Source organism: Streptomyces sp. NPDC002499, assembly GCF_053595415.1.
In genome coordinates this window covers 253,301-278,265 of record NZ_JBSFXO010000006.1, presented here as the reverse complement: position 1 = coordinate 278,265, position 24,965 = coordinate 253,301, and the positions used below count along the sequence as shown (strand labels likewise).

Here is a 24,965-nt window from a genome sequence, read left to right as displayed (position 1 = left end):
GGTGACCGCCCGCTCTCTCTACGCCCGCCTTCTCTACGCCCGGTCGGCCAGCAGATCGTGTCGATGCACCAGCCAGCTGATCGCGGTCAGCCGGCACACCGCGTAGTCGTGCCCGACCGGCTCCCGCCAGTCGATCTCGTCCAGCGCGTCGAGAAAACCGAGCGCGTAGTCGGCGAGGACCTCGCGGTGCGGGGGTCGGGGGATCAGCCCGGAGTGATTGACCGCGAGCCGTTCCCTGAGTTCGGCCACGTGCTGATCGACGGCGGCCACGAATCCTGGCTCGAACGCGAACTCCGCGAAACGGGGTGCGAACGAGCCGCTGATTCTGGCCAAGGGGGACATTTCTCTACGGTAAGTGGGTCGGGGGCGGTTGATTACGTGATTTCCCTCACCGCTGAGTCGTCGTGTGCCGTACCTGCTCATGGGCAGGGTCGGGCCCCGTCGCCCGGGCCGGGCCCGCGTTCGCCGCGAGGATCAGGGTCACTACGGTGACCACGGCGGCGGTCAGGCTCCTGGCATAACGCTGGGCGGTGCTGGTGCGTTCGAGCACGGTCACCTCGCAACAGCCAAATGTTGAACGAAAGCCAACGGTTAAACACGTTTACTGTGCGGTTTAACCTAGGGGCTGACAGAGCCGAACGGCAAGGGGCGCAGGGGGAGTTGGCCGATGACGGACCGCGATGACCCGGGCACTATCGGGCGAAGAGTGCAGCATCTGCGGGCCGAACGGGGGCTGACCCAGAAACAGTTGGCCGAGCCCGCGTACACCCCCGCCTACATCTCCACCCTGGAGGCGGGCCGGGTGCGCGCCTCCGACGAGGCGCTGCGGCACATCGCCGAGCGGCTCGGGGTGGCGTACGAGGAGCTGGCGACCGGGCGGCCGGCCCACCTCGCGACCGATCTCCGGCTGCGGCTGACCGAGGCGCAGCGCACGCTCGCCACCGGCGCGGCCGAGGAGGCGGCCGGGCAGTACGCCGCGCTGCTCGCCGAGGCCGAGGCGCACGAACTGACCGACGTCGAGGCCGTCGCCCTGCTCGGGCTCGGCGAGTGCGCCATCGACACCGGCGAACTGGCCGCCGCCCGCCTGTACTTCGAGCGCTCCGAACAGGCCCTCGCCGACGCACCGCTGCCCGCTCGCGTGCCCGCCCTGCGCGGCCGCGCCGTCTCCCACTACCTGGCCGGCGAACTCCGGTACGCCGTCTACCTGTTGGAGTCCACCCTCGACGAACTCAACCGCGGCGGACTGCACGACCCCGATGCGCTGCTCCTCCTCTACGCCAGCATCATCGGCCCCTACATGGACATGGGCGCCCAGGCCCGCGCCGCCCAGGCCGCCGAGTTCGCGCTCGCCCTCGCCCCGCAGTCGCAGGACCCGGCCCTGGTCGCCCGTATGCACCGCTCGGTGGCCCGCACCCTGCTCGCCGAGGGCCGGATCGCCGAGGCCGACGCCTCCCTCGTCAAGGCCGCCGAGCTCTACCGCACCCTCCAGCTCCGCACCGAGCTCGCCAACTGCCACTGGATGCGCGGCTACGTCTCCGCGCAGAACGGCGAACTGGAGCGCGCGGAGGGCGAGTTGCGCGAGGCCCTCGCCATGCTCACCGCCAAGCGCGCCGCGCTCTACAGCAGCCAGGTCGCCGTCGAACTGGCCGACGTACTGCACCGGCGCGGCAAGTCCGACGAGGCCGCCGCGATCCTGGAGGACGTCCTGGGCGGCCTCAGCTCCGAGCGCGGCGCCCTGCACTCCGCCGCCGCGCACCGCCTGCTCGGCATCATCGCCGAGGACGCCCGCGACACCGACGCCGCCGAGGAGCACTACGTCCGCGCCCTGAGCCTGCTGGAACGGGCCGGAGCCGCCGGTGACCTCGCCGACCTGTGCCGTCTGCTCGGCGACCTGCTGCGCCGTACCGGCCGGGTGGAAGCCGCCCTCGACGCCTACCGCACCGGCCTCGGCCACCGCACCTCACCGGGCACGACGACCCTGGGCCCGGCCCCGGCGCAGCCGCCCCTGTGACCTCGGCCGATGTGATCCACAGCGCGCTCTCCGGCGAACCCGGGGTGGTGCACAGCGGCACCCGTTAGCCTGCGCGGGACGTTTCCGGCACTACTGGGACAGGCGCGTGCAGAATCAGCGGACGGTGGTCGACGGCGTGCGCCTCGTCGTACGCGCGCTGGTGTACGCCGTGCTCGGCGGCTCCGCGCTGATCGCCATCGCCACCGTCGTCTCCGTGCTCGGGCCGATGCTCGCGCTCGACCTCTACACCCCGCCGGTCGCCGCCTGGTGGACCGTGTTCACCGCGATCGCCGTCCAGGGCGTGCCCTTCCTGCTGCTCGGTACCGTCGTCTCCGCGGCGATCGGCGCCTTCGTACCGGAGCGCGTCTTCACCAAGCTCCTCCCCCGCAACCCCGCCCTCGCCGTGCCCGTCGCGGGCGCCGCCGGAGTCGTCCTGCCCGGGTGCGAGTGCGCGTCCGTGCCGGTGGCCGGGAGCCTGATGCGGCGCGGGGTCGCACCCGCCGCCGCCCTCGCCTTCCTCCTCTCCGCGCCCGCCATCAACCCGGTGGTCCTGGTCGCGACCTCGATCGCCTTCCCCGGCCAGCCCAGGATGGTCCTCGCCCGGCTCGTCGCCTCGCTCGCGACCGCGGTGGTGATGGGCTGGCTGTGGGCCCGGTTCGGGAAGGACGAGTGGCTGCGGATGCCGGCGGCGAGGGGTGGTGGTCGGGGCGAGGCCTCCGGCCCGCGCGCCTTCCTCACCGGTCTCCAGCACGACTTCCTGCACGCCGGCGGCTTCCTCGTGCTCGGCGCCGCGGCCGCCGCGACCTTCAACATCGCCGTACCCCGGTCCGTCCTGGACCTGTTCACCGGTTCCGCCTGGGCCGCCGTGGGGCTGCTCGCGGTGCTCGCCGTCGTGCTGTGCGTGTGCAGCGAGGCGGACGCCTTCGTCGCGGCCTCCCTCAGCGCCTTCCCGCTCACCGCGCGACTGGCGTTCATGGTGGTCGGCCCGATGGTCGACCTGAAACTGATCGCGCTCCAGGCGGGCACGTTCGGCCGCTCCTTCGCCGTCCGCTTCTCCTCGACGACCTGGCTGGTGGCCGTGACGAGCAGCGTCCTGGTGGGGTGGTGGCTGCTGTGAGACTCCGCCGGTACGGACCCGCCGTACTGCTCCTGCTGACGGGCGGCGCGGTGCTCCGCGTGACGCTCTTCAGCGACCTGTACCTGAGGTACGTACAGCCGGCCCTGCGGCCGTACCTCATCGTCTCCGGGGTGGCGCTGGTGCTGCTCGGCGTGACGACGGCGGTACTGAGGCGGGAGGCGTACGAAGGCGAGGGGGAGGACGAGGACGAGCACGAGGGGCATGGGCACGGTGACGAGCACGGCGGGCACCGTCACGGCGCCGCCGGGCCCCGTGTCGCCTGGTTGCTCACCCTCCCCGCCCTCGCCCTCCTGCTCTTCCCTCCCCCCGCCCTCGGCTCCTACAGCGCCGGGCGGGAGGCCGCGCAGCGGGCGGCACAGGGGGTCGGGAGCTTTCCCGCGCTGCCCGCCGGGAACCCGGTCGAGCTGAGCGTCGGCCAGTTCAGCTCGCGGGCGATCTACGACAGCGGACGGTCCCTGACGGGCCGGACGGTCAGGATGACCGGCTTCGTCACCCACGGGGACGACGGCACCTGGTACGTCACCCGGCTCCTGGTCTCCTGCTGCGCCGCCGACGCCACCACCGGCAAGGTCGAGATCCGTGGCGACGACGCCCCGCCCACCGACACCTGGGTCACCGTCACCGGCACCTGGCACCCCAAGGGCGAGCTGGGCTCGGACGCGGCGTGGCCGCCGGTGCTGGACGTGACGTCGGTCCGGCAGGTGAAGCAGCTGGCGGATCCGTACGAGAAGCGGTAGGCCCTGCGCCGGACGTGACGTGTTTCGGTCCTCGGGGCACGGGTAGTCGGCCGGGGTCCGGTGCCGTGGACGGCGTCGGCCGCTTCGCCATCGTGGCCGCGCCCGTGCGAAGGAGGCGGTGGCTGTGCGGCCCAGGCACGACGGCCGTGACGCCCGCGGCGACCCGACGAACCGAGAGGTACCCGGGCTGCTGTGCCGGGTGGCGGTCGGACTGCTTCCGGTGACCGGCGCGAGCATGTCGCTCTACAGCCACGGGCTCCCGGTACGGCTCGGCGCGAGCAACGCGCAGGCCTCCTGCATGGGCGACCTCCAGGCCACGCTCGGCGACGGGCCCTGCCGGTCCGCCGTACGGGCCCGGGCTCCCGTGCTCGCCGACGACCTGGCCTGCCCCGAGGACGCCGGTCGCTGGCCGGTCTTCGCCGAGCGGGCCGCGGCGGCCGGGGTGCGGGCGGCGTATGCGATCCCGCTCGGCGACGACGCCGTGTGCGTCGGCACGCTCGACCTGTACCGCGACACCCCGGGCGCGCTCACCGGCGGCGAACTGGACACCGCCCGGCTGCTCGCCGCGCTGATGACGGCCGCGCTGACGACCCTGGGCGGCCTGACCGACGGACACGACGACGTCCACCAGGCCACCGGCATGATCATGGCCCAGCTCGGCGTCTCCGACGGCGACGCCCTCGCCCGCCTCCGCGGCCACGCCTTCGCCCACGACCGCACGGTCGTCGACGTGGCCAGGGAGGTGGTGGGACGCCGGATGCGGTTCGAGCGGGAGGAGGAGGCGGAGGAGCCGGAATAGGCGGAGTAGGCGGAGTAGGCGGAGGGAGGACGCGAGTCGCTCGAGGGAGGACGGGAGCAGGCGAAGGGCCGCCCTCGTCAGACCTGCGCCCGCCCCTGCTTCCGTACGTCCGCCAGCCGCTGTGCCCCGACCTCCAGCGTCGCGTTGGTGATGTCCGGGGAGACCTCGCCCAGGCCGCCGTTGGTGACGGCGATGGTGTCGTCGCCGGTGCGGGCCGCGGCGACGTCGAGCGTGAGGACCGTCGGGTCGCCGTCGGGTGTCTCGGAGGTCAGGGTGACGCGCAGGCCCTGCCGGGTGTCGCCGACCTCCGGCAGGGCGGCCTCGGTGACCTGGACGGTCTGGACGGTGCCGCGTTCGGTCACCGCCGTGAACCGCGCGCACTTCTGCGGCAGCGACTTCAGCCAGGCCAGCGTCCGGTCGACCTCGGCGGGCGGCAGGGCGAGTACCTGGTACCGCAGTTGGGCCTCGTCCATGGTGTCGTCCAGGCCGGTCACGGCCCGGGGCTCGGCGCCCGCGCCGAACAGGTCGTCGGCGTACAGCGCGTCGAGCAGCCGACGGCAGTCGGGCGCGTTCGTGGTCGCCTTGAGCAGGGCGTCCCGCCAGGTCGCCGCGCCCTGGGTCGGCGCCCACGGGTCGCCGAGGTCGGCCTCGGTGACCAGGGCGGCCTGGGCCTGCGCGGTGGTGAGACCGCCGGGAGTGGTCGCCGCGGCCGGGGCGGACGGCGACGCGGAGGTCGGGGGCGCGGAGGACGGGATCGTGGGCAGCGGCGCGTGCGCCTGCGGCGGCGTGCTGAGACAGGCCGACGCCGTGAGCAGGGTGCCCGCCGAGAGCGCGGAGGCGACGAGGACGCGGGCCGGGGGACGGGGCATCGGAGCCTCCTGGGAGACGGACGGGGGACGCGCGAGGAGCCGTACGGGACGTCGTACGGCGGTGTGCGCGGGGCCGGTTACGTCTCCAAGGGATCACCGCGTCCGGCGCTCCACCAGCGAGCCGGGCCGTCCGGGTTACCCGGGCACCCGGGGGTTGTCCCTGCTCGGCCCCGATATTGCGTGGCACCCGTACCCCGCCCCTGGCTACCGTGGGCCGTATGAAGCGCGCCCAGCCGTCCCTCACGACGACGCCGGAGAGTGTCCCGGCGCGCTGATCCACGACTGGATGACCGAAGCCCCGGGGCGAGTGCCCCGGGGCTTTTCGTCGCCCATCGGCTCCTCGCCCCGCACCTGAACGAGGAGCCCGCCATGTCGCACGAGCCCACCGCCCACGACCCCTTGGCCCCCGCGCCCCACGACCACCGCCGTCTCGGCCGCGAACTCGACCTCTTCGACACCGACCCGCTGATCGGCGCCGGCCTGCCCTACTGGCTCCCGGACGGCGCCTTGGTCCGCCACACCCTGGAGGAGTACGTCCGGGAGGCGGAGCGCGCCGCCGGCTACCGGCACGTGTACTCGCCGGTCCTCGGCAAGCGGGAGCTGTACGAGATCTCGGGCCACTGGTCGCACTACAGCGAGGACATGTTCCCGCCCATGAAACTCGGCGCGGAGGAGGTCGTGCTGCGCCCCAGCCTCTGCCCGCACCACGCCCTGATCTACCGCTCCCGTTCCCACAGCTACCGCGAACTCCCACTCCGTATCGCGGAGTTGGGCGGCATGTACCGCTCCGAGCTGTCCGGTGTGCTCGGCGGTCTGACCCGCGTACGGGCCATCCAGCTCAACGACGCCCACATCTTCTGCACCCTGGACCAGGCGGTCGAGGAGGCGGCCTCGGCCCTGCGGCTGATCGCCCGCGCCTACGCCGATCTCGGCCTGAGCGCCCACCGGTACCGTCTCTCCCTCCCGGGCGAGGGCGGCAAGTACGTCGCCGACCCGGAGCTGTGGGCGCGGGCCACCGCCCTGCTGCGGGAGGTGCTGGCCGATGCCGGAGTCGACCACGAGGAGGCCGAGGGCGAGGCCGCCTTCTACGGTCCCAAGATCGACGTGCAGATCGCCGACGGGGCAGGACGTGAGTCCACCCTCTCCACCGTCCAGATCGACTTCCACCAGCCCGAACGCTTCGACCTGCACTACATCGGCGCCGACGGCGCGAAGCACCGCCCGGTGATGGTGCACCGCAGTGTCATCGGGAGCGTGGAGCGGGCGGTGGCACAGCTGGTCGAGGTGCACGGCGGGGCGTTCCCGGTCTGGCTGGCCCCGGTCCAGCTGGTGGTGCTGCCGGTGTCGGAGGAACAGGGGGAGGCGGCCGAGCGGCTGGCGCGGGCCGCGGTCGCGCGGGGGCTGCGGGCGGAGGTCGTCGGCGAGGGCAGTCTCGGTGCCCGGATCCGCGCGGCGCGCCTGGTGCCGTACCAGGCGGTGATCGGGGCGCGGGAGGCCGCCGGCGGGCTGACCGCCGTACGGCTGCGGGACGGGCGCAGGCCGGGCGTGCTGCCGGGCGAGGAGCTGCTGCACCGGATCGGTGAGCGGGCCGCGGCCCGCGGAACCGGCCTGTGGGAGTGACCGTCGGGTGACCATGGACGCATAAGGTCGGGGACGGCGGCTGAGTCCGTCCCAGCAGTGGTTCCGGCTCTACGGAAGGACTCCCGAGGTGACCGACCAGCCCATCCCGGTGATCATCGACTGCGACACGGGGGTCGACGACGCGCTCGCCCTGCTGTTCGCCGTGCGGCACCCGGGTCTCGATCTGCGGGCGGTGACCTGCGTCGCCGGGAACACGGACGTCGACGGCGTGGTCCGCAACACGCTGACCGTGCTGGAGGTGGCGGGCGCCGGGGACATCCCGGTGGCCCGCGGCGCCGAACGTCCGCTGATCGCACCGGCCCGCTCGGCCCGGCACGTGCACGGCGCGGACGGCATGGGCGACCTCCCCGGCCTGCCCACCCCGACCCGCGCCCCCGCCGACGTGGACGCGGTGACCCTGCTGCACCGCGAGATCCTCGCCTCCCCGCGCCCGGTCACCCTGATCCCGACGGCGCCCCTCACCAACATCGCCCTGCTCCTGCGTACGCACCCCGATGTCGTCCGCAACATCGAGCGGATCGTCTTCATGGGCGGCGCGGTGGCGACCGGGAACGCCACGGCGGTCGCCGAGTTCAACGTCTGGCACGACCCCGAGGCGGCGGCGGTGCTGCTCACCGCCGGGGTGCCGATCACGATGTACGGCCTCGACGTGTTCCAGCGGGTCGTCGTCCCCGGCCCGGACGTACGACGCCTGCGCGCGAGCGCCGACCCGGCCGCCCGCCTCGCCGGCGACCTCCTCTCGCACCGGCCGGCCACCCCCGACGCCGACGGCGACGACCCGGGCGGCGGCATCGGCGACGCGGGCGCGGTCTGCGCGGTCGTCGACCCGGCCGGCATCACCACCCGGCTCCTCCCGGTCGAGGTCTCCCTGGCCCCCGGCCCCACCCGGGGTCAGACGATCGTCGACCGCCGCCCCCGCCCCGGCGAATCCGAGATCCACGACGGCACCCGCGCCCGCCAACTCGTGGACGTGGCCCTGGAGGTGGACGTGCAGCGTTTCGTGAAGCTCTACCTCGACACGGTGGAACCCGGCCGCGAAGGGGCGCCTTCCGTCTGACGCACGGCAAGCCGAACGCCCCGGAGAGAGAAGGACTCCGGGGCGTTCGTCATGGGGACGGGGTCAGGAAGGCCGGCTCACGGGCCGGGTCAGGCGCGCGTCGCGCGGCGGCGCTTGGTCGCCACGACGATCGCCGCGCCCGCCGCGAGGAGCGCTGCCGCGCCGCCCGCGATGATGCCGCTGCTGCTGCCGCCACCGGTCTCGGCGAGGTCACCGCCGCCGTTCGGCGTGGGGGCGGCGGGGGAGGTCGACTCCGAGGCGGGCGGGGTCGACTCCGACGCGGGCGGAGTGGACTCCTCGGCCGGCGGGGTGGACTCCGACGCGGGCGGGGTGGTCTCCTCCGCCGGCGGGGTCGTCTCCTCGGCCGGGGGCGTGGCCGGCGGGGTCGTCTCCGGGGTCTTCGTGCAGTCCTTCGTGCCGCCGTTCCAGGCCGCGATCAGCTTGTCCTTGATGACCGGGTGGTCGGGACCGGCCGGCAGGTCGCCGTGCTCCAGGCCGTCGTTCGCGTCCTTGACGCCGTCGAACTTGACCGCGCCGCGGTACAGGTCGATCTGCGCGAAGCAGCCCGCGTCCGGCACCGCGATGTCGAGCGACTCGGTCTGGCCCTGCTTGACCGTCACGGTGTCGAAGTCGACGAAGACCTGCTCGCCGGAGGTGGCGAAGGTGGGGCCGTGGGCGATGTAGGAAGCCAGCGAGGCGGTGCAGGTGGAGGCGTCACCGGCGGCACGGACCTTGATGTGGATCTTGCCGTCGTCGGTGGGCTTGAGGTTCTGGTCGTCGACCTTCACCGAGGGGAAGAAGCTCGTGCCGTCGAGCGAGAACTCGCAGCGGTCGGTGCCGGTCTCGGTGCCCGCGCCCGTGCCGGGCCGGTACGAGCCGCCGGACTTCCAGCCGTCACCGCCGGGCGTACCGCCGTGGGCGAGGGCGCCGGAGGCGCCGGCCACGGAAGCGGCACACAGGACGAGTGACGCGGCGCCCGTCCCCAGCAGGCGGCGCGCGGTGACAGGTCTGGCTATAGACATGGATGTCCCATCTCAGGAGCTCAGAGAGAGCAGAGGAAAGGCAGAAGAGAGACACTGGCCCCATTGGTCACTTGCGGCACAGCGTGCCCTCATGGTGGTTCGAGCCGTTGAGGCGTGTCAACTTGCTGTGACGCACGGAAAGTTCAAGAGTCATCACAAATCCATCACACAGGGAATCATCTACTCCGATCCCGCTCCGCCGAGTTCAAAGCGTTATGCCGAGCACTGCCGAAGGGACACCGTGACCGACCTTTCCTCCAGGAATCCCGACTGGTGGCGCCAGGCCGTCGTCTACCAGGTCTATCCGCGCAGCTTCGCCGACGCCGACGGCGACGGGTTCGGCGACATCCGGGGCGTCACCGAGCGCCTGACCCATCTGGCCGGACTGGGCGTCGACGCCCTGTGGCTCAGCCCGTTCTACCCCTCCGAACTCGCCGACGGCGGCTACGACGTCGCCGACTACCGCGACGTGGACCCGCGCCTGGGCACTCTGGCCGACTTCGACGCGATGGTCGCCGAGGCCCACCGGCTCGGCCTCAAGCTGATCGTCGACCTGGTGCCCAACCACACCTCGCATCTGCACCCCTGGTTCCAGGAGGCCCTGGCCGCGGGCCCCGGCTCCCCCGCCCGCGCCCGCTACGTCTTCCACGACGGCCGCGGCGCCCACGGCGAACTCCCGCCCACCGACTGGCAGTCCGTCTTCGGCGGCAGCGCCTGGCGCCGGGTGCCCGACGGCCAGTGGTACCTCCACCTCTTCACCCCCGAACAGCCTGACCTGAACTGGGACCACGAGGAGGTCCGCGAGGACTTCCGCACCACCCTGCGCTTCTGGTCCGACCGCGGCGTCGACGGCTTCCGCGTGGACGTCGCGCACGCGCTCGCCAAGGACCTGAGCGAACCGCTGCGCGACCTCGGCACCCCCGAACTCAGCGCCGACGCCACGCTCGACCGACTCCCGCCCGGCACCCACCCCTTCTACGACCGTGACGAGGTGCACGCCATCTACCGCGACTGGCGCCGCATCCTCGACTCCTACACCCCGCCCCGCATGGCCGTCGCCGAGGCCTGGGTGCCGGGCCCCCGCCGCGCCCTGTACGCACGACCCGAGGAACTCGGCCAGGCCTTCAACTTCGAGTATCTTCAGGCCGGTTGGGACGCGGAGGAACTGCGCGGGGTCATCACCGGCTCGCTGGAGACCGCGCGCGCCTCCGGCGCCTCCGCCACCTGGGTCCTCTCCAACCACGACGTCGTACGGCACGCCTCCCGGCTGATCCTCCCGCCGGGCACCGACGACAACGCCTGGCTGCTGTCCGGCGGTCACGCACCGGAGGTCGACCCGGTCGCGGGCCTGCGCCGGGCCCGGGCGGCGACCCTGCTCATGCTGGCGCTGCCGGGATCCTCGTACGTCTACCAGGGCGAGGAACTCGGCCTGCCCGAGGTCGCCGACCTGCCCTTCGAGGTGCTCCAGGACCCGGTCTGGGAACAGACGGGCCATGTCCGCAAGGGCCGCGACGGCTGCCGGGTGCCGCTGCCCTGGACGCGGACCGGACCCTCGTACGGCTTCGGGGCGGGCGCGGCCTGGCTGCCGCAGCCGGAGAGCTTCGGCGGGTACGCCGTCGAGGCGCAGGACGGCACGGAGGGCTCCACGCTGGAGCTGTACCGGGCCGCCCTGAAACTGCGCCGCAAACTGCTCGCGGGCGAGGCGCTGACCTGGACCGCGGACGCCCCCGCCGGGGTGCTGGACTTCGTGCGCGGGGACGGCTGGCGGTGTGTGACCAACCTGTCCGGGGCGGCCCTGCCGCTGCCCGCCGGCGAGGTGCTGCTGAGCAGCGGGCCGTCGGCGGCGGGCTCGATCGACCCGGACACGACTGTCTGGCTGGGCTGAGCGGAACGCCCGCGGATCAGCCCACCGTCGGGGTGGGGCTGGGGGCCGCCGCGCCGCCGCCCGAGAGGCCGTCGATGTCCACCGGCGTGGAGGTGGCGTTCGGCGGCGGGGTGAGCACGATCGGCTGCTGGCCCGCGGGCGGCGCCGGCGGGGTCAGGTCGGTCTTGGGCAGCTTCGGCGGGGTCGTCTGCGTGAACAGGGACGTGTCGAAGTTGACCAGGCCGGTCTTCTCCATGACCGTGATGTGGTCCAGGACCGTGTTGTTGGCCTGGTCGGCCAGGGCGCGCACCAGGCTGTTCTTGGTCGTGGACCGGACCTTCGCCACCGTGTTGAAGATCGAACCGTGCGTGATGCGCAGGATGTTGGCGAAGTCGTTGTCGAACTGCGCGCCGCTGTCCGCGTTCAGGGTGTTGACGAAGCCCTGCTGCTGCGGACTGGCCAGGTTGGGCAGCGTGATGCCCAGCATCGGGGCGATCTTGCGGCACGTGGTGTCGAGCGCCGAGTGCCCGTCGATCAGGTGCTGCGAGGCGACCAACACCCCCTTGTTGGTGCCCTTCTTCAGGCCGATCTGACCCACGGGGTACTCCCACAGGCCGGCCGCGCGCACTTTGACCACGAAGTCCCGGTCGGACTCCGTCAGCGGCCCCCACTGGGTGTTCGCGATGATTCTGTCCGGTGAGGTCGAGACGGTGCTCACCCCGAGCATCGACGGGTAGGCGAGGGCGGCAAGGGTCAACGTGAGAGCACCGCCAACAAAGAGAGTTCCCGTCGCATTTCGCGAAAAGCGCACCATGCCTCCTGCCCGGTCGGGGGTCCCGCCGAGCACGGCGGGGTCGATCGAGGAGAAGTACGGCTGCGAAAGCCGAGTGACTCTCTAGTTTTGGTAAAACGTGACGTGTCCTCGGTCACGTCGACGTGCACACGACATGTGTTGACGCTTTGTTGACCGGCTCGCGGGAGAGTCCATACGGACCCCCGCCCTAGATTCGCCGCATGCCCCCACAGCATCCCTCCCGGGTTCCCGCCGGCCGCCCCGCTCCCCCCGCGCTTCCCGTCCTGCCCTACCGCAAGCCCACCAAGGGCCGCGACTACTGGGTCCTCGACGACGTCCTGCCCGAGGTGGACGCCGTACGGGAGCGGTGTCTGGCCAAGGACGACTGGGTCGAGGGGTACCCGTACACCTCGGAGACCTGGCCCGGGCTGCGCACCATGCCGGGTCTGGAGCCCGCCGAACTCGCCCGCGTGGAGCGGCTGGTGAGGCAGGCGACCGGCGCGAAGGAGCTGTGGGTGCAGCGGGCGCCCGGCGGCGGCACCCTCAATCACAACTGCGTCCAGGTCGTCGGCGAGGGCGAGAGCGAGCCGCGTCCGCACACCGACTCGCGCGCGCTGTGCCGGTACGCGGCGGTGCTCTACCTCAACCCGGCCGTGCCCAAGGACTGCGGGACGAGCTTCTACCGCCAGTCCATGCCGGGCGGCCGGCTCGGCGGCAACGTCGTCCAGGCCCCGCACAACAACCTCGTCGAGGCCCTCGGCACCCGGTTCGTGGCGCCGGACGCGTTCGAGGAGGACGTACGCGTCCCGCACAAGTACAACCGGCTGCTCCTCTACAACGCCAACCTCGTGCACAGCGCGACCGGTTACTCCGGCCGGACGCTGGAGGAGAAGCGGATGACGGCGGTCTTCTTCTGGATGGCCTGACCGGGTTCCCTCCGGGGGCGGGGGACGGGCTCAGACGTGCCCGAGACCGCCGCCGCCGAAGGATCCGCTGGATCCGGGCGTCCAGCGGTGGCGCTGCTGGTCCTTTCCGGTTCTGCTCCCCGAGTGGTGCAGGTCGTGCGGCATCAGCCGTTCCCCGCCCTGCCCGTGCGGCATCTCGTCCGGTTCGCGGATCTCGCGCTGCTCCCGGACCGGACCGGTGGCGGGAAGGTGGGGCTGGTCGCCCGCGACGGGCCGCGGCAGCTCGCGGTCCCCGACCCTCATACCGAACTGCACGGCCCAGACCAGCGCACCGGCGATGATCAGGCCACCGACGAACGCGGCGATCACGTCGAGTACTCCACTCGACGTGGCCGCCAGGACAAACGTGGCAGTACTCATGCACCAAGTATCGCCGAGAACCGGATGAAACGGGAATAACGGACTGTATCGCCGCCCCTGCGGAACGTGCGATAAGTCTCCTCCGGGTTACGTACCCCGCAATCCCTGGTGGCCGGGCGGTGAGCACCGCACCATGGATCCCATGACCCCGGCCCAGAAAGCCATGGACCAGCTAGTCGAGTGGCCCGACCTCAGCCCCTGTCCGGCCGCGTGCGGCACGGGCCGGGCGCTGCGTTCCACCCGCGACGAGATCATCCACTTCCACTCCGACCGCGATGTGGACCTCCATCTCACGTCCCGGGCGATCCAGCGGCTGCACTACGACTTCGCCGAGTCGAGCGCGATCCGGATGGTCCCCGGTTCCCGCTGGGTCACGATCCACCTCGACTGCGACGGCGACGTCGACCTGCTGCTCAGCCTGGTGAGCGTGGCCCTCAAGGCCCATCAGAGCGGCTCGGGTCCGGAGACCGCCCCGATGATCGGGTGTAACTACCACCGGGTGACGGTGCTGCAGCGGGAAGGCGCAGAGGACGCGTGACGGTGTCGGCCGACGGCGCGTGATCATCACCTCCTTCAAATCTCTTTCACAACTGTCACAGCCATGACATAAGCTGCGTTCAGGCAGCCGCGCCCCGTGCGTCACCGCAGGACGACAGCACAGGCAGTACAGACACCACTGGCAGTACAGGGGGCACGTACGGGCGTTGCGCGGCGCTCTCAACTCCCGGTGACACACCGGGTTTCTTCGTGGGGGTATCAGTACTGTGCGCACGCGCAGCATCTCGACCGCGACGGCGCTCGCGGTTCTCTTCGGCTCGGCGGCGCTCGCCGTGGGCACGGCCGGACCGGCGGCGGCCGACTCCGCCAGGATCCTGCCGGTGAAATCGGTCGGCGACCTCGTCGTGGACGGCCTGCACCAGCGGGTCTACGTCTCCGACCCGACCAGCGGCAAGATCCTCATCACCGACTACTCCGGCACCGTCAAGGCGACCCTCACCGGGATGCCCGGCGTGACCGGCCTGGCGCTGTCCGCCGACTCCAGCCTGCTCTACGGGGCGGTCAAGGGCGACGACCGGATCGTCACCGTGGACACCCAGACGGCCACGCCGACTCTGAGCTACCCGCTCGGCAACGATGTCGACCCGACCGACCTGGAGGTCGTGGACGGCCGGGTCTGGTTCTCCTACGACGGCAACTTCGGCTCGCTGGACACCTCCGGCGCCGAGCCCGTGGTGCACCTCGACCAGCGCGGTGACCTCGGCCTCTCCAACTCCGGCGGGCTCCTGGCCGCCGACCCGTCCGTGCCGGGCGTCCTGGTGGCGAGCGACGGCTACTCGGTCGGGGTCTACGACCTCACGGCCGACGGGGCCACGCTGCGCACCAAGGGCAGCACGGGCACCACCGTGAAGCAGATCGACCTCACGCCCGACGGCAAGCAGATCCTCACCTCCTGGGGCGGGTCCGGCGGTTACGGCGTCGGCGTCCTGTCGGCCGCCGACCTCACCGCGCAGCCGAACTACCCGACCGAGCCGTACCCGAACGCGGTACGGGTCGCGCCGGACGGCTCCGTCGCGGGCGGCAGCGACTCCTGGTACGAGCCCGACGTGCACATCTTCAAGCCGGGCGACCTGAAGCCGACGCGGGAGTACGACTTCCCCAACACCGGCAACAGCAGCGGTTCCGACACCCTCGTGGACGGTGCGCTGGCCTGGGCCCCGGACAGCAGCCGGATCTTCGCCGTCTCCGTCAACGACTCCGGCGTCTTCTCCCTGCGCGCGCTGACCGACCCGACCAAGGAGCTGCCCACCCTCACGGTGGCGGCGCCCTCGAAGTCGGACCGGGCCAAGAAGCTCACGGTCACCGGCAAGCTGGCGTCCAAGACGCTGCTCCCGGCGGGCACGAGCCTCAAGGTCACCCGCACCGACCTCGACTCGCCGAACGGCAAGGCGCTGCCCGTCGTCAAGACGAAGGCGAACGGCACCTTCTCCTTCACGGACACCCCGCCGGCCGGCGGCAAGGTCACGTACAAGGTGACCTTCGCGGGCGACACGGCCCACACGGCGGCCGCCGGCTCCGACGCGGTCACGGTCTCCCGCGCCTCGACGAAGCTGAGCCTGAACAACAAGGGCAAGGTCTACTCGTACGGCAAGGACGTCAAGTTCACGGCGCACCTCGGTACGACGTACAAGAACCGCTCGGTCGAGATCTGGGCCAACCCGTTCGGTGCCGACAAGCCCAACAAGCTGCTCAAGTCCGGCAAGGTCAACTCGCACGGCGACATCGCCGCGTGGGTCGACATGACCCGCGACATGGACGTCACCGCCGTCTTCAAGGGCGACTCCCGCTACGCGCCGAAGACGGTCAAGGTCACGGCCTACGCCAAGGTCAAGGTCTCGGTCGCCGTCTCCAAGCACTACAAGACGGGCAAGATCGGCTCCCGCACGTACTACTGGTTCCACAAGAACACGAGCCCGCTGCTCACCACGACCATGACGTACTACCCCGGCCGTCAGCAGCGCTTCGACCTGGAGGTCTACTACCAGGGCAGCTGGTACGACGCCGGCTCGGAGTACTTCTCCCTCGGCACCAGCGGCAAGTCCGCGGTGACCCTGGGGGCGGCGGGCGAGTCCGGCATCAAGGCCCGGATGCGCTCGGCGTACATCAACGGCTCCTCGGGCGACAGCGTCAACTCGACGACGTACACGGGGTGGAAGTACCTGTACTTCTCCAACTGACGGACGCGGGTGGGGGCAGGAGTCGGCGTCGGCCGGCTCCTGCCCCCACCCGTTCGTGTCCGTACCTCGTCAGCGAGGATGACCCGGTGAACGATCACCAGGCGTCCGCCCTTCCGAGTCCCTCCGCCGGCCCCCACCTGCAACCCGTCCGTGGCGTCGCTCTGTGCGCCAGCGTTGCTCTCGCCCTTGCCGGGCTCGCCTGGGTCGTCCGGGGTGTGTGGGAGGTCAGGCTCGCGGTGGCGGGGGAGCCCGCGTCCGGGCCGCCGGATCAGGGGGACGGTGTGCATCGGCCGTTGAACTCGTTGGAGGACTCGTACCACCTGGTGTCGTCCGCGGGCGGGTTCCTGGTGGTCGTCTGTGTGCTCGCGTTCCTGAGCTGGTTGAACCGGGTGCGGGAGAACGCGCGGCTGGTGGCCGGCACGCCGGCTCGGTATGCCGGGATCTGGGTCTATGCCGGGTGGATCGTGCCCATCGCGAATCTGTGGATACCTCGTGGGCTCGTCGTCGACGTCCATGAGAAGAGTGCGCCCGGTGCGCGGCTGCCCCGGGTCGTGAACGTGTGGTGGGGGCTGTGGCTCGTCGGGTTGTTCAGCGGGGTGGGGCTGGTGTACTCCGACTCCACCGACGAGGTCATCGGCCGTGCCTACAGCGAGGTGTGGCCGCTGCTCGCCTCCGACCTCGCCGTCGTGGGTGCGGCGGTGGCCGCGATCTTCGTCGTGCGCGCGGTCACCGCCGTACAGGAGAGGCAGGGGCGAGGGCAGGTCAGTCCGTGAAGCGGGCGAACGTGTGGCTGAAGTAGTAGAGGTCCTGGGCGATCCCGGAGCAGGAGTTGGCGCCCTTCGTGCCCACACAGCCGCCGTTGTCACGCTGAAGGGCCCAGAAGGAGAGGGTGTTGATGCCCTTGGCCTCGGCCCAGCGTTCGACCTTGACGGCGTCCTGCGTGGTGAAGGTCTCCTCGGGACCGAAGTCGTCGATGCCCGGCATCTCGGTGACACCGATCATGTGCCACAGCTTCGACGAGCTCTTCTTCGGGTAGAGCGCGGCGAGTTGGGCGTGCAGCCCGGCCGCCGCCGTCTTGGTGTCGGCGGCCATGTCGTGCACGAGGCCGTCCCAGTAGTCGAAGGTCATGATGTTGACGACGTCCACGCGGGCGCCGTTGTCGACCGCGTTCTGGAGCAGCGCCACACCGCTCGGCGCGAGGCCGTTGGTGAAGGACGGGAGCGTGTACGAGAACTGCACGCGGTGGCCGGTGCGTTCGGACCAGCGCTGCACCTTCGCGATGGCCTTGTTGCGGCGGTCGACGCCGGCCGTGTTGTTGATCGAGTCGGCTTCGATGTCGAGGTCGATGCGGGAGATCCCGTACGTCGTCACGAGGCCCTCGTAGACCTTCGCGATGGCGTCGACGTCGGTGCAGCTGTCGGCCAGTTCGGTGTTCGTCGTGTCGGCCGCGTAGCCGCCGAAGGACGGGATGACGTTGCCGCCGCGCGCCTGGATCTTCGCGAAGTCGGCGCCGAACGAGGCCTTGGTGAGCGGGAGTTTGGTGTCGCCGTTCCAGTAGGCGGTGCACGAGCCCGGGGCGTCCGTCTGGAGGAAGGCCATCGTCAGGTACTTGTTGCCGGACGCGGCGGCCAGCGCGGCGGGGCTCTCGCCGGTCCACGCCTCGAAGTACGGCGCCGCCACGTGCGCCGGCATCGGCCGCACGTGGTGCGTGGGGTGCCCGGAGTGCGCGGGCGTCTGCTGGGCGGCGCTCGCCCCGCCGCCGCCGAGCGCGAGGAGCCCGGCGGACAGGGCGGTGACGGCGGTACAGGAGAGAAGAGCACGGACTCGCAGTGCTCGAAGTGGCGGACGCTGTCTTCTCATTGGCGCTCCTGAGGAGGAGGGTGGCCTGAACGGGCAGCGCCTATCGTTGGACTAGACCAATTGTCTGTCAAGGTTCTTTACCATCACCGGACCTAACCGGCCTTCACCGCACTCGCCGGCGCCGTCCGCAACGCCCGCCTGGTCGGGAACTCCACCGTCGCGAACGCCGTCACGACCACCGTCGCCGCGATCGCCGGGAGCAGCCACACCGGACCGGCCGGCCAGGGGTGCCCGAGGAACCCCTGCCCCAGCAGCGCGAGCGGCACCGCGGACAGCACGAGCCCGGAGGCGAGCGCGGTCACGGCGATCACCGCGGCTTCACGGCGCATCATCGCGCGGACCTGGCGCGGGGTCGTTCCCACCAGACGCAGCGCTCCGATCTCCCCACGCCGCTGGGACGTCGCCGCCACCAGCTTGTTGGCGATGCTGAGGAGGAGATAGCCGAGCAGGACGACGACCACCGCGAGGTTGATCCAGACCTGCGGCGGGGTGTCCTGGCCGGTGTCGACCCCGTCGGTGGGCGCGAGCGTCAACCCGGGCCGGGCGGCGACGAGTTGATCGAGCCGGTGTTCGGTCGCGGCGCTGCCGTCGGTGCGGACGAGGACGCTCGGGTCCAGATTCGTGGAGGTGTGACCGGCGGCGAGGTCGCGGGACAGCACCAGCGGGCCGAACCCGAGTCCCCGGTCGTACACCGCGACCACCCGCGCCCGAACCGGCGTTCCGTCCCCCAGCACCAGCCGCACCCGGTCGCCCACCCCGGCCCCGAACGAGCGCGCGGCCTCGTCGCTGACGGCGACCGTGGCGCCGGTGAGGCGGTTCGGGTCGCCCTCCCGCACCCCGAGGTCGATCACGCCCGCCGCGCCCGGCGAGAGGATCTGCGCGGTGGCCGAGTCGGTCGTCGGCGCGCTCCCGAACTCCTTGTACCGCACCACCACGGTGGTCGATCCGACGGCCGCCGCCGCCCGCACCCCCGGCACCTCGCGCACGGCCTGGGCGGTCCCGGCCGGCAGCCCGCCGAGACCGGGCGCGCTCACCCGGAACTGGGCCAGGGTCCCCGTCCGGGTGTCGTCCGAGGTGGCGGCCATGACGGTGGTCTGCGCGAGGGCGTACGTCAGCACGAACACGACCACCATCGCGAGCGGGCTGACCACGCCGGACAACCGCTGCGCGTACCCGCGTACGTTCGCCACCGCGAGCCAGGTCGGCGCCGCGACCCTCGGCCGCAGCCGGCGCGCCATCGCGTCGCCCATGCCCTTGACCAGGGCGGGACCGGCCAGCGCCAGGCCGATCGCGGCCAGGATCCCGGCCATGGAGGTCGTCGAGGCACCGATCGCGGTCCGGGCGAAGAGCGGTGTCACCGACAGCGTGAACGCCCCCAGGATCAGCACCAGTCCACCGCTCGTGCGGGCCTTGGACGGCTTGCGCGGTTCCACGCGCGACTCGGCGACGGCCTCGGTGGCGGGCATCCGCGAGGTGCGCCAGGCGGCGCAGCGGGCCGAGATCTGCACGGACGCGCCCATGAGGAGGAGGGTGGCGAGGGCCGGCAACGCGCTGACGGTGAGCGGGAGTTCGGGTGGCAGTACCCCGTGGTCGGTCAGGAGCGTGCGGAACCGCCCGGCGAGTACATAGCCGAGGCCGATCCCCGGCACCAGCGCCACCGCCGCCACGATCGTCGACTGCGTCGCGGCAAGTCGCCTGATCTGCCGGGGTGTTGCCCCGACCGCCCGCATCAGGGCCAGGTCACGGCGCTGCCCGGCGATCGTGACCCCCAACGCGCCCGCCGTGACGAAGCCGGTGATCAGCAGCACGATGCCGGCGAGGGACGTGGACAGCAGGACGAGGAGGGAACGGGCCGAACCGATGCCGGGGGCCACCGCGTCCCCGCGGTCGGCGCCGGTCAGGACCTTGAGGCCGGTGCCTTCGGTGGTGCCGTTGAGCCGGTTCCGGACGGCGGAGACGACCCATTCCTCGGTGCCGGGTTTGGTGCGCAGGCCTATGAGGTCGACGGTGCCGGCGCGGGGGTCGGCCGTACCGGTGGCGTTCCCGCTCCCGCGTCCGGACAGGCGTAGGGCGGTCTCGTCCGCGAAGTAGACGCCGGCGCCCGGGGCTTGGACCAGCGCGGAGACCCGGTACGGGGCGGCGGGGCGGCCATCGGCGATGACCTCGACACGGTCGCCGACCCGCAGACCGGTCCCGGCGGCGACCGCGATCTCGCCCGAGCCCGTCGGCGCGCGGCCCTCGACGCGGGGCCGGGAGAGCAGCTTCGTGGAGGACCAGCCGTGGCCCGCGGAAGCGGGGTCGTCGGCCAGGGGGACGACCGTGCCGTGGGCGTCGACGAGTCCGGCGGGGAAGCCGATGTCGCCGACGGCCGCGGTGACGCCCGGCAGTCCGGCGAGCCTGCCGACCAACTCGGCCGGGACGGTGGCGCGTTCGGGCAGGGCGATCGGCATCTCGCCGTCGGAGTGGAACTCCTGGTCGGCGGCGACGACGACGTTCGCGCCGCCGAGGCGGCCCGGCGGGAGCTGGGAACTGAGTCCGGACTCGGCCAGTACGCCGGTCGTGGTGATGAGGGCGGCACCGCCCAGCACCGCGCACGCCACGGCGAGCAGGGAGGTGATGCGGTGGGCGGCCATGCGCCAGGCGAAGTGCAGCATGTCTGTGTCTGTCCCTGTCTCTCTGCGTCTCTCTGTTTCCCGCTACGGCTCTCTGCGTTTCGCTACTTCTCGCCCAAGGCGACGAGCCGGTCGGCCAGTTCGGGGGCGGTCGGGTTGTCCAGGGACTCGACGACCTGCCCGTCGGCCATCACCAGGGCGCGGTGCGCGCGGGCCGCGGCGGCCGGGTCGTGGGTGACCATGACCACCGTCTGACCCAGCTCGTCGACGAGGTCGCGCAGCAGGTCCAGGACCTGGTGGGCGCTGCGCAGATCGAGCGCGCCGGTCGGTTCGTCCGCGAACACGACGGCGGGTTTGGCCGCCAACGCCCGCACCACGGCGGCGCGTTGCTGCTGGCCGCCGGAGAGTTCCGCGGGGCGGTGGGTGAGGCGGTCGGCGAGGCCGACCCGGTTCACCAGGGTGTGCAGCCACTGGTCGTCGGGGCGGCGGCCCGCGAGGCGCAGGGGGAGCGTGATGTTGTCGGCGATGCTGAGGGAGGGGATCAGGTTGTAGGCCTGGAAGACGAAACCGACGCGCTCGCGGCGCAGTTCGGTACGGCGGGTCTCGTTCAGCCCGGCGATCTCGTGGCCGTCGATGCGGATGCTGCCCGAGGTCGGCGAGTCCAGTCCCGCGGCGCAGTGCATCAGGGTGCTCTTGCCGGAACCGGACGGCCCCATCACGGCGAGGAAGGTGCCGCGCGGGACGGTGAGCGAGACGTCGGCGAGGGCGTGGACGCCGCCGGCGTAGGTCTTGGCGACGTGTTCGAGGGCGATGGCGGGGGTGGGGGTGGCGTGCTGGGCGGGCGGGTTCGCCGCGAATCGAGTGTTCACCGGCGTCGTCCTCGCAGGCTGCGCACGACCAGCGTGCCGGCGGACAGGACGGTGACGATGCCGGCAGCCAGGTGCGGCACGGTGCCCGAACCACCGTAGGAGAGCGCCATGTTGGTGACGGCGCTGATCACGACGAGGGCCCAGAGCAGGGTCCGGGCGACGTCGGCGCGGGTGATGGTGTCCGAGGTGTCGGCGGAGGCTGTGTCGGAGACGTGGGTGGGGGTGGGGGCCGTGGAGGTGAAGCGGTAGGGGTCCGTGTGCGCCATCGGAATCTCCTGTGGGCGGTCGGGGTTGCTGACGTGCCCAAACGCTATGGATCGGGACCCCTCGCGGCCGATCCCGTGGGCCGCCGGGTTCGAGGTACAGCAGGCTGTACTTCCCGCCAGGAAGGGCGACGGCGGACTCCTTTCCCTCATAAGGTCGTCCGCGACGAGAGGAGGGCCGAGCCGATGACGGACGCGCCCGCGATATCGACGTCGACGCCCACTGCGACACCGCCTTCGCCGCCGAGGGCGACGGTTCAGGAAACCGTCGTACGCACCGTGAAGGCGGCCGGGGCCGCGATCTCGCAGCTGGCCGGCGGGTTCGGCACGGCGGTCCTGGCGCTGGGCGTGCTGGCCCTGCTGGCGGTGACGACGGTGACCGCGCTCGTCGGCGTGGGCCTGCTCCTCGCGCCTCCGGCGTTGCGCGCGCTGCACGCGCTGGCCGGTCGGGAACGCGCCCGCCTGGACCGGACCGGCCCCGAGGTGATCGCCCCCGAACCACCGCCCACCCGCCTACGGGTCGCCCTCACCGACGCCACCACCCGCCGCGAGCTGCGCTGGGCGGCCCGGCACGCGAGCCTGGGCCTGCTGCTGGGCTTCCTGGGAGTCGTCCTCCCGTTGTCCGCCGTGCGCGACAGCACGTTTCCCCTGTGGTGGAAGCTGCTGCCGGAGGGCGGGACGAGTACGTCGATCGGGATCGGGAGCGCGCACTCCTGGCTGGACGCGCTCGCCGTGCTGCCGCTGGGCGTGGGCTGGATCGCGATCGTGCTGGGCCTGAGCCCGGCGATGGCGCGGTTGCAGGCGGGTCCGGGCCGTCGCCTGCTGGCGGCCGGCCCGGACGTCGATCTCTCGCTGCGGGTCGCGGAGCTGACGGCCACGCGGGCCGCCGCGCTGGACGCCCACGCGACCGAACTCCGGCGTATCGAGCGCTCGTTGCACGACGGCACCCAGAACAGGCTCGTCACCGTCACGGTGTTGCTGGGCGCGGCCCGTCGCCGGGTGGCCCGCGATCCGGAGGCCGTCGACGAACTCCTCGAACGCGCCCAGTCCGCCGCCGAACACGCCCTCGCCGAACTGCGCAGCGTCTCCCGCAGCATCCTCCCGCCGGTCCTGGACGACCGGGGTCTGGCGGGCGCGCTCTCGGGGCTCGCGGCGGAGTGCGCGGTGCCGTGCCGGACGGACGTGGACGTACCGCAGCGGTGTGCGGCGTCCGTGGAGGCGACGGCGTACTTCGTGGTCGCGGAGGCGCTGACGAACATCGCCAAGCACAGCGGCGCGACCCGGGCGACGGTCACGGTCCGCGCGCACGGCGGACGCCTGCGGCTGCTCGTCGAGGACGACGGCCGCGGGGGCGCCGACGAGAACGGCGGCTCCGGTCTGACCGGCATCCGCCGCCGGATCGCGGCCCTCGACGGTACGCTCCGCGTCACGAGCCCGAGGGGTGGTCCGACGCGGCTGGAGGCCGAACTCCCCTGTGGATAAAGGCAATCGACTGTTAATAGCGGCAGTCGACGTGCCGACATGAACTGAGGACTGGACACTGACATGCGCGTGGTGATGGCCGAGGACGACCCGTTGCTGCGGGAGGGCGTGGCCCTGCTGCTGGGGGCGGAGGGGCTCGACGTGGTGGCGAAGGCCGGCAACGCCGAGGAGGCCCTGGCCGCCATCGACACCCACAAGCCGGACGTGGCGATCCTCGACGTACGGATGCCGCCCACCCACACCGACGAGGGGATCCGCGCGGCGGTGGAGGCCAGGCGCAGACACCCCGGACTCGCCGTGCTCGTCCTGTCGGCGTACGTCGAACAGAGCTTCGCCACCGAGCTGTTGAGCGGCGGGGTGAACGGCCTCGGTTATCTCCTCAAGGAACGGGTCGGCCGGGTCGAGGAGTTCCTCGACGCCCTGCACCGCGTCGCCGCCGGCGGCACGGCCATCGACCCCGAGGTCGTCGCCCAGCTCTTCACCCGCTCCCACCAGGACACCCGCCTCGACCGCCTCAGCCCCCGCGAACGGGACGTCCTGACCCTCATGGCCGAGGGTCTCGGCAACACCGCCATCGCCGAACGCCTCGTCGTCACCGACGGCGCCGTCCACAAACACATCCGCAACATCTTCGCCAAACTCGACCTCTCCCCGACGGACCAGGTGGACCGCCGAGTGGCAGCGGTACTCCAGTACTTGGAGGAGTCGCGCCGGGCGCGGTGACCGGGTCGACCGATCCACGGGTCAACGCCCCATCTCCCGCCGATACACAGCCGAAGACCGCGGATGGGCCCCGCACCTCCACACCCCGTGCGGGCAGTAGTCCGTGATCGACTGGTAGACCGGGCGGACGCGGGCGATCCAGGCGAGCATTCCTCTCATGTACGTCGGGTTGTCGCCGTTCTTGTACAGGCCCCACTCCGGGTACGACACCGGCTTGCCGTGCGCTCGGGCGAAGCGGAGTTGGGCCGCCAAGCCGTACGGTTCGCGGAGTTGGGTGCGGAAGGGCATCGCGTGCGGGGAGTCGTAGGCGTCCATGCCGATGATGTCGACGTAGCGGTCGCCGGGGTAGCAGCGGGGCCAAGGGACGGCGTCGCGGCCGCGGTTGGGGGCGAAGTCGAAGCGGAAGTGCTGGCCGGGGACCGCCCGCATGGAGGTGACGATTCGACGCCAGTACGTCCGCCAGGCCGCCGGGTCCGGGCCGCAGCGGTGGGTGTACGTGATGCCGTTCATCTCCCAGCCGATGACGAGGACGGTGTCCGGGAGGCCGAGGCGGACCAGGCGTTCGGCGAGGGCGCGGAAGTGGGGGTCGTAGCGGCCCTGCGCGCCGCGGCGGAGTTCCGTGCGGACCGTCCGGTCGGGGAGGTGGGCCTCGTTGCGGGGCAGCATCGGGACGTTGAGGACGAAGAGGCGGTCCGGGCGGGCCCGGCGCCAGGTGCCCCAGTCCGACAGCTGGGCGTCCGATCCCTCGATGCCCCTCCAGCGGTCTCCCGGCAGGTACTCGCGGCCGACCTGGGGCGCGGGCGCCCCCGGCCCGAGCCAGCCCGCCAGGCCGGCGATCCGCCGGACGCCTGCGGGGCCGTAGCCGAGGTACGCGCCGAAGGGGGCGGCGGAGGGGCGGGACGCCGGCGCGCCGGACGCGTACATCCCGTCCTCGCCCGTTCCGTCCTCAGCTGTTCCGCCCCCACCAAGGGGCGTGCTCGCCGGTCCCACCAGTGCGGCCAGGGCGAGGAGCGCGGCGAGCAGGGTCAGTGCCAGGCGCCGTATGCCGCAGGTGCCGTCCGGGGTCACTGATCCGTCTCCTGTCCTGGGCGGCGGCCGCGCCGCCCTGACGGAAACGACGTACGGCCGTTCGGGGTAACGCGGCGCGGGCCCACCTGCGACGACC

The 24,965-nt window shown here is 72.1% G+C and carries 23 protein-coding genes and 1 pseudogene; 13 read left to right on the top strand and 11 right to left on the bottom strand.

Features of this window, described 5'->3' with window-relative positions:
* Positions 1–33: 33 nt before the first annotated feature.
* Both ACWD5F_RS18445 and ACWD5F_RS18440 read right to left on the bottom strand, forming a co-directional pair.
* Positions 34–342, bottom strand: a complete 309-nt coding sequence (locus ACWD5F_RS18445) for a DUF6401 family natural product biosynthesis protein (protein WP_451255511.1) — start codon at positions 340–342, stop codon at positions 34–36.
* Positions 343–388: 46 nt separating this feature from the next.
* On the bottom strand, positions 389–550 hold the full coding sequence (locus ACWD5F_RS18440) for a hypothetical protein (RefSeq protein ID WP_451255509.1): 162 nt from the start codon (positions 548–550) through the stop codon (positions 389–391).
* A 117-nt stretch (positions 551–667) separates the two neighbouring features.
* Here ACWD5F_RS18440 and ACWD5F_RS18435 point away from each other — a divergent pair, with 117 nt between their 5' ends.
* The 4 genes from ACWD5F_RS18435 to ACWD5F_RS18420 all read left to right on the top strand — a co-directional run bounded on the left by ACWD5F_RS18435 (position 668) and on the right by ACWD5F_RS18420 (position 4,685).
* The gene (locus ACWD5F_RS18435; protein ID WP_401720498.1) at positions 668–2,011 is read left to right on the top strand and encodes a helix-turn-helix domain-containing protein; all 1,344 of its coding nucleotides are present in this window, start codon (positions 668–670) and stop codon (positions 2,009–2,011) included.
* A 106-nt stretch (positions 2,012–2,117) separates the two neighbouring features.
* Positions 2,118–3,128, top strand: a complete 1,011-nt coding sequence (locus ACWD5F_RS18430) for a permease (protein ID WP_451255507.1) — start codon at positions 2,118–2,120, stop codon at positions 3,126–3,128.
* Entirely contained in the window at positions 3,125–3,886 is a 762-nt protein-coding gene (locus tag ACWD5F_RS18425; RefSeq protein WP_451255505.1) for a TIGR03943 family putative permease subunit, read from the top strand. Before ACWD5F_RS18430 ends, ACWD5F_RS18425 begins: the two co-directional genes overlap by 4 nt.
* 118 nt (positions 3,887–4,004) lie before the next feature.
* Positions 4,005–4,685: an ANTAR domain-containing protein gene (locus ACWD5F_RS18420; protein ID WP_451255503.1), complete on the top strand. Its 681-nt coding sequence runs from the start codon at positions 4,005–4,007 to the stop codon at positions 4,683–4,685.
* Positions 4,686–4,762: 77 nt separating this feature from the next.
* Here ACWD5F_RS18420 and ACWD5F_RS18415 read toward each other — a convergent pair whose 3' ends face one another.
* A complete protein-coding gene (locus ACWD5F_RS18415; protein ID WP_451255501.1) occupies positions 4,763–5,554 on the bottom strand; it encodes a hypothetical protein in 792 nt (263 codons plus the stop codon).
* A gap of 369 nt (positions 5,555–5,923) precedes the next feature.
* On the opposite strand from ACWD5F_RS18415, the gene thrS reads away from it, so the two are divergent.
* A complete protein-coding gene (gene thrS, locus ACWD5F_RS18410) occupies positions 5,924–7,174 on the top strand; it encodes a threonine--tRNA ligase (RefSeq protein WP_451255499.1) in 1,251 nt (416 codons plus the stop codon).
* A gap of 88 nt (positions 7,175–7,262) precedes the next feature.
* Positions 7,263–8,252: a nucleoside hydrolase gene (locus tag ACWD5F_RS18405; protein ID WP_451255497.1), complete on the top strand. Its 990-nt coding sequence runs from the start codon at positions 7,263–7,265 to the stop codon at positions 8,250–8,252.
* Positions 8,253–8,341: 89 nt separating this feature from the next.
* Here the strand turns inward: ACWD5F_RS18405 and ACWD5F_RS18400 are convergent, their stop codons facing one another.
* Positions 8,342–9,274 carry an LAETG motif-containing sortase-dependent surface protein gene (locus ACWD5F_RS18400; RefSeq protein WP_451255495.1) on the bottom strand — a complete coding sequence of 311 codons (933 nt, stop codon included), beginning with the start codon at positions 9,272–9,274 and terminating at the stop codon, positions 8,342–8,344.
* 241 nt (positions 9,275–9,515) lie between these two features.
* Between ACWD5F_RS18400 and ACWD5F_RS18395 the strand changes: the two genes are divergently transcribed.
* Positions 9,516–11,159, top strand: a complete 1,644-nt coding sequence (locus ACWD5F_RS18395) for a glycoside hydrolase family 13 protein (protein ID WP_451255493.1) — start codon at positions 9,516–9,518, stop codon at positions 11,157–11,159.
* 16 nt (positions 11,160–11,175) lie between these two features.
* Here ACWD5F_RS18395 and ACWD5F_RS18390 read toward each other — a convergent pair whose 3' ends face one another.
* On the bottom strand, positions 11,176–11,952 hold the full coding sequence (locus ACWD5F_RS18390) for a DUF4142 domain-containing protein (protein ID WP_451255491.1): 777 nt from the start codon (positions 11,950–11,952) through the stop codon (positions 11,176–11,178).
* Positions 11,953–12,152: 200 nt separating this feature from the next.
* Between ACWD5F_RS18390 and ACWD5F_RS18385 the strand changes: the two genes are divergently transcribed.
* Positions 12,153–12,857: a DUF6445 family protein gene (locus ACWD5F_RS18385; protein ID WP_451255489.1), complete on the top strand. Its 705-nt coding sequence runs from the start codon at positions 12,153–12,155 to the stop codon at positions 12,855–12,857.
* Positions 12,858–12,887: 30 nt separating this feature from the next.
* On the opposite strand, the gene ACWD5F_RS18380 is transcribed toward ACWD5F_RS18385, so the two are convergent.
* Positions 12,888–13,256 (bottom strand): DUF6479 family protein, encoded by a 369-nt coding sequence (locus ACWD5F_RS18380; protein WP_451255487.1) that lies wholly within the window; start codon positions 13,254–13,256, stop codon positions 12,888–12,890.
* Positions 13,257–13,398: 142 nt separating this feature from the next.
* On the opposite strand from ACWD5F_RS18380, the gene ACWD5F_RS18375 reads away from it, so the two are divergent.
* From ACWD5F_RS18375 to ACWD5F_RS18365, 3 genes are all read left to right on the top strand, one after another.
* The gene (locus ACWD5F_RS18375; RefSeq protein WP_451255485.1) at positions 13,399–13,794 is read left to right on the top strand and encodes a luciferase domain-containing protein; all 396 of its coding nucleotides are present in this window, start codon (positions 13,399–13,401) and stop codon (positions 13,792–13,794) included.
* 226 nt (positions 13,795–14,020) lie between these two features.
* Positions 14,021–15,991 carry a YncE family protein gene (locus ACWD5F_RS18370; RefSeq protein ID WP_451255483.1) on the top strand — a complete coding sequence of 657 codons (1,971 nt, stop codon included), beginning with the start codon at positions 14,021–14,023 and terminating at the stop codon, positions 15,989–15,991.
* 86 nt (positions 15,992–16,077) lie between these two features.
* On the top strand, positions 16,078–16,764 hold the full coding sequence (locus tag ACWD5F_RS18365) for a DUF4328 domain-containing protein (RefSeq protein WP_451255481.1): 687 nt from the start codon (positions 16,078–16,080) through the stop codon (positions 16,762–16,764).
* Here ACWD5F_RS18365 and ACWD5F_RS18360 read toward each other — a convergent pair.
* From ACWD5F_RS18360 to ACWD5F_RS18345, 4 genes and pseudogenes are all read right to left on the bottom strand, one after another.
* Positions 16,760–17,851 (bottom strand): annotated as a pseudogene (locus ACWD5F_RS18360) (chitinase); the annotation flags it as partial. The gene ACWD5F_RS18365 and the pseudogene ACWD5F_RS18360 overlap by 5 nt on opposite strands.
* Positions 17,852–17,943: 92 nt before the next feature.
* Positions 17,944–20,505 (bottom strand): FtsX-like permease family protein, encoded by a 2,562-nt coding sequence (locus ACWD5F_RS18355; protein ID WP_451255479.1) that lies wholly within the window; start codon positions 20,503–20,505, stop codon positions 17,944–17,946.
* Positions 20,506–20,567: 62 nt separating this feature from the next.
* A complete protein-coding gene (locus tag ACWD5F_RS18350) occupies positions 20,568–21,332 on the bottom strand; it encodes an ABC transporter ATP-binding protein (protein ID WP_451255477.1) in 765 nt (254 codons plus the stop codon).
* Positions 21,329–21,598, bottom strand: coding sequence for a hypothetical protein (locus ACWD5F_RS18345; protein WP_451255475.1), 270 nt, complete (start codon positions 21,596–21,598; stop codon positions 21,329–21,331). The genes ACWD5F_RS18350 and ACWD5F_RS18345 overlap by 4 nt, the downstream gene beginning before the upstream one ends.
* A 183-nt stretch (positions 21,599–21,781) precedes the next feature.
* Here ACWD5F_RS18345 and ACWD5F_RS18340 point away from each other — a divergent pair, with 183 nt between their 5' ends.
* Together ACWD5F_RS18340 and ACWD5F_RS18335 are read left to right on the top strand one after the other, a co-directional pair.
* Complete coding sequence (locus ACWD5F_RS18340) at positions 21,782–23,077, top strand: sensor histidine kinase (protein ID WP_451255473.1); 1,296 nt, start codon at positions 21,782–21,784, stop codon at positions 23,075–23,077.
* Between the two features lie 63 nt (positions 23,078–23,140).
* Positions 23,141–23,800, top strand: coding sequence for a response regulator transcription factor (locus tag ACWD5F_RS18335; RefSeq protein ID WP_451255471.1), 660 nt, complete (start codon positions 23,141–23,143; stop codon positions 23,798–23,800).
* A 21-nt stretch (positions 23,801–23,821) separates the two neighbouring features.
* On the opposite strand, the gene ACWD5F_RS18330 is transcribed toward ACWD5F_RS18335, so the two are convergent.
* Positions 23,822–24,868 (bottom strand): glycoside hydrolase family 26 protein, encoded by a 1,047-nt coding sequence (locus tag ACWD5F_RS18330; RefSeq protein WP_451255469.1) that lies wholly within the window; start codon positions 24,866–24,868, stop codon positions 23,822–23,824.
* Positions 24,869–24,965 lie beyond the last annotated feature (97 nt).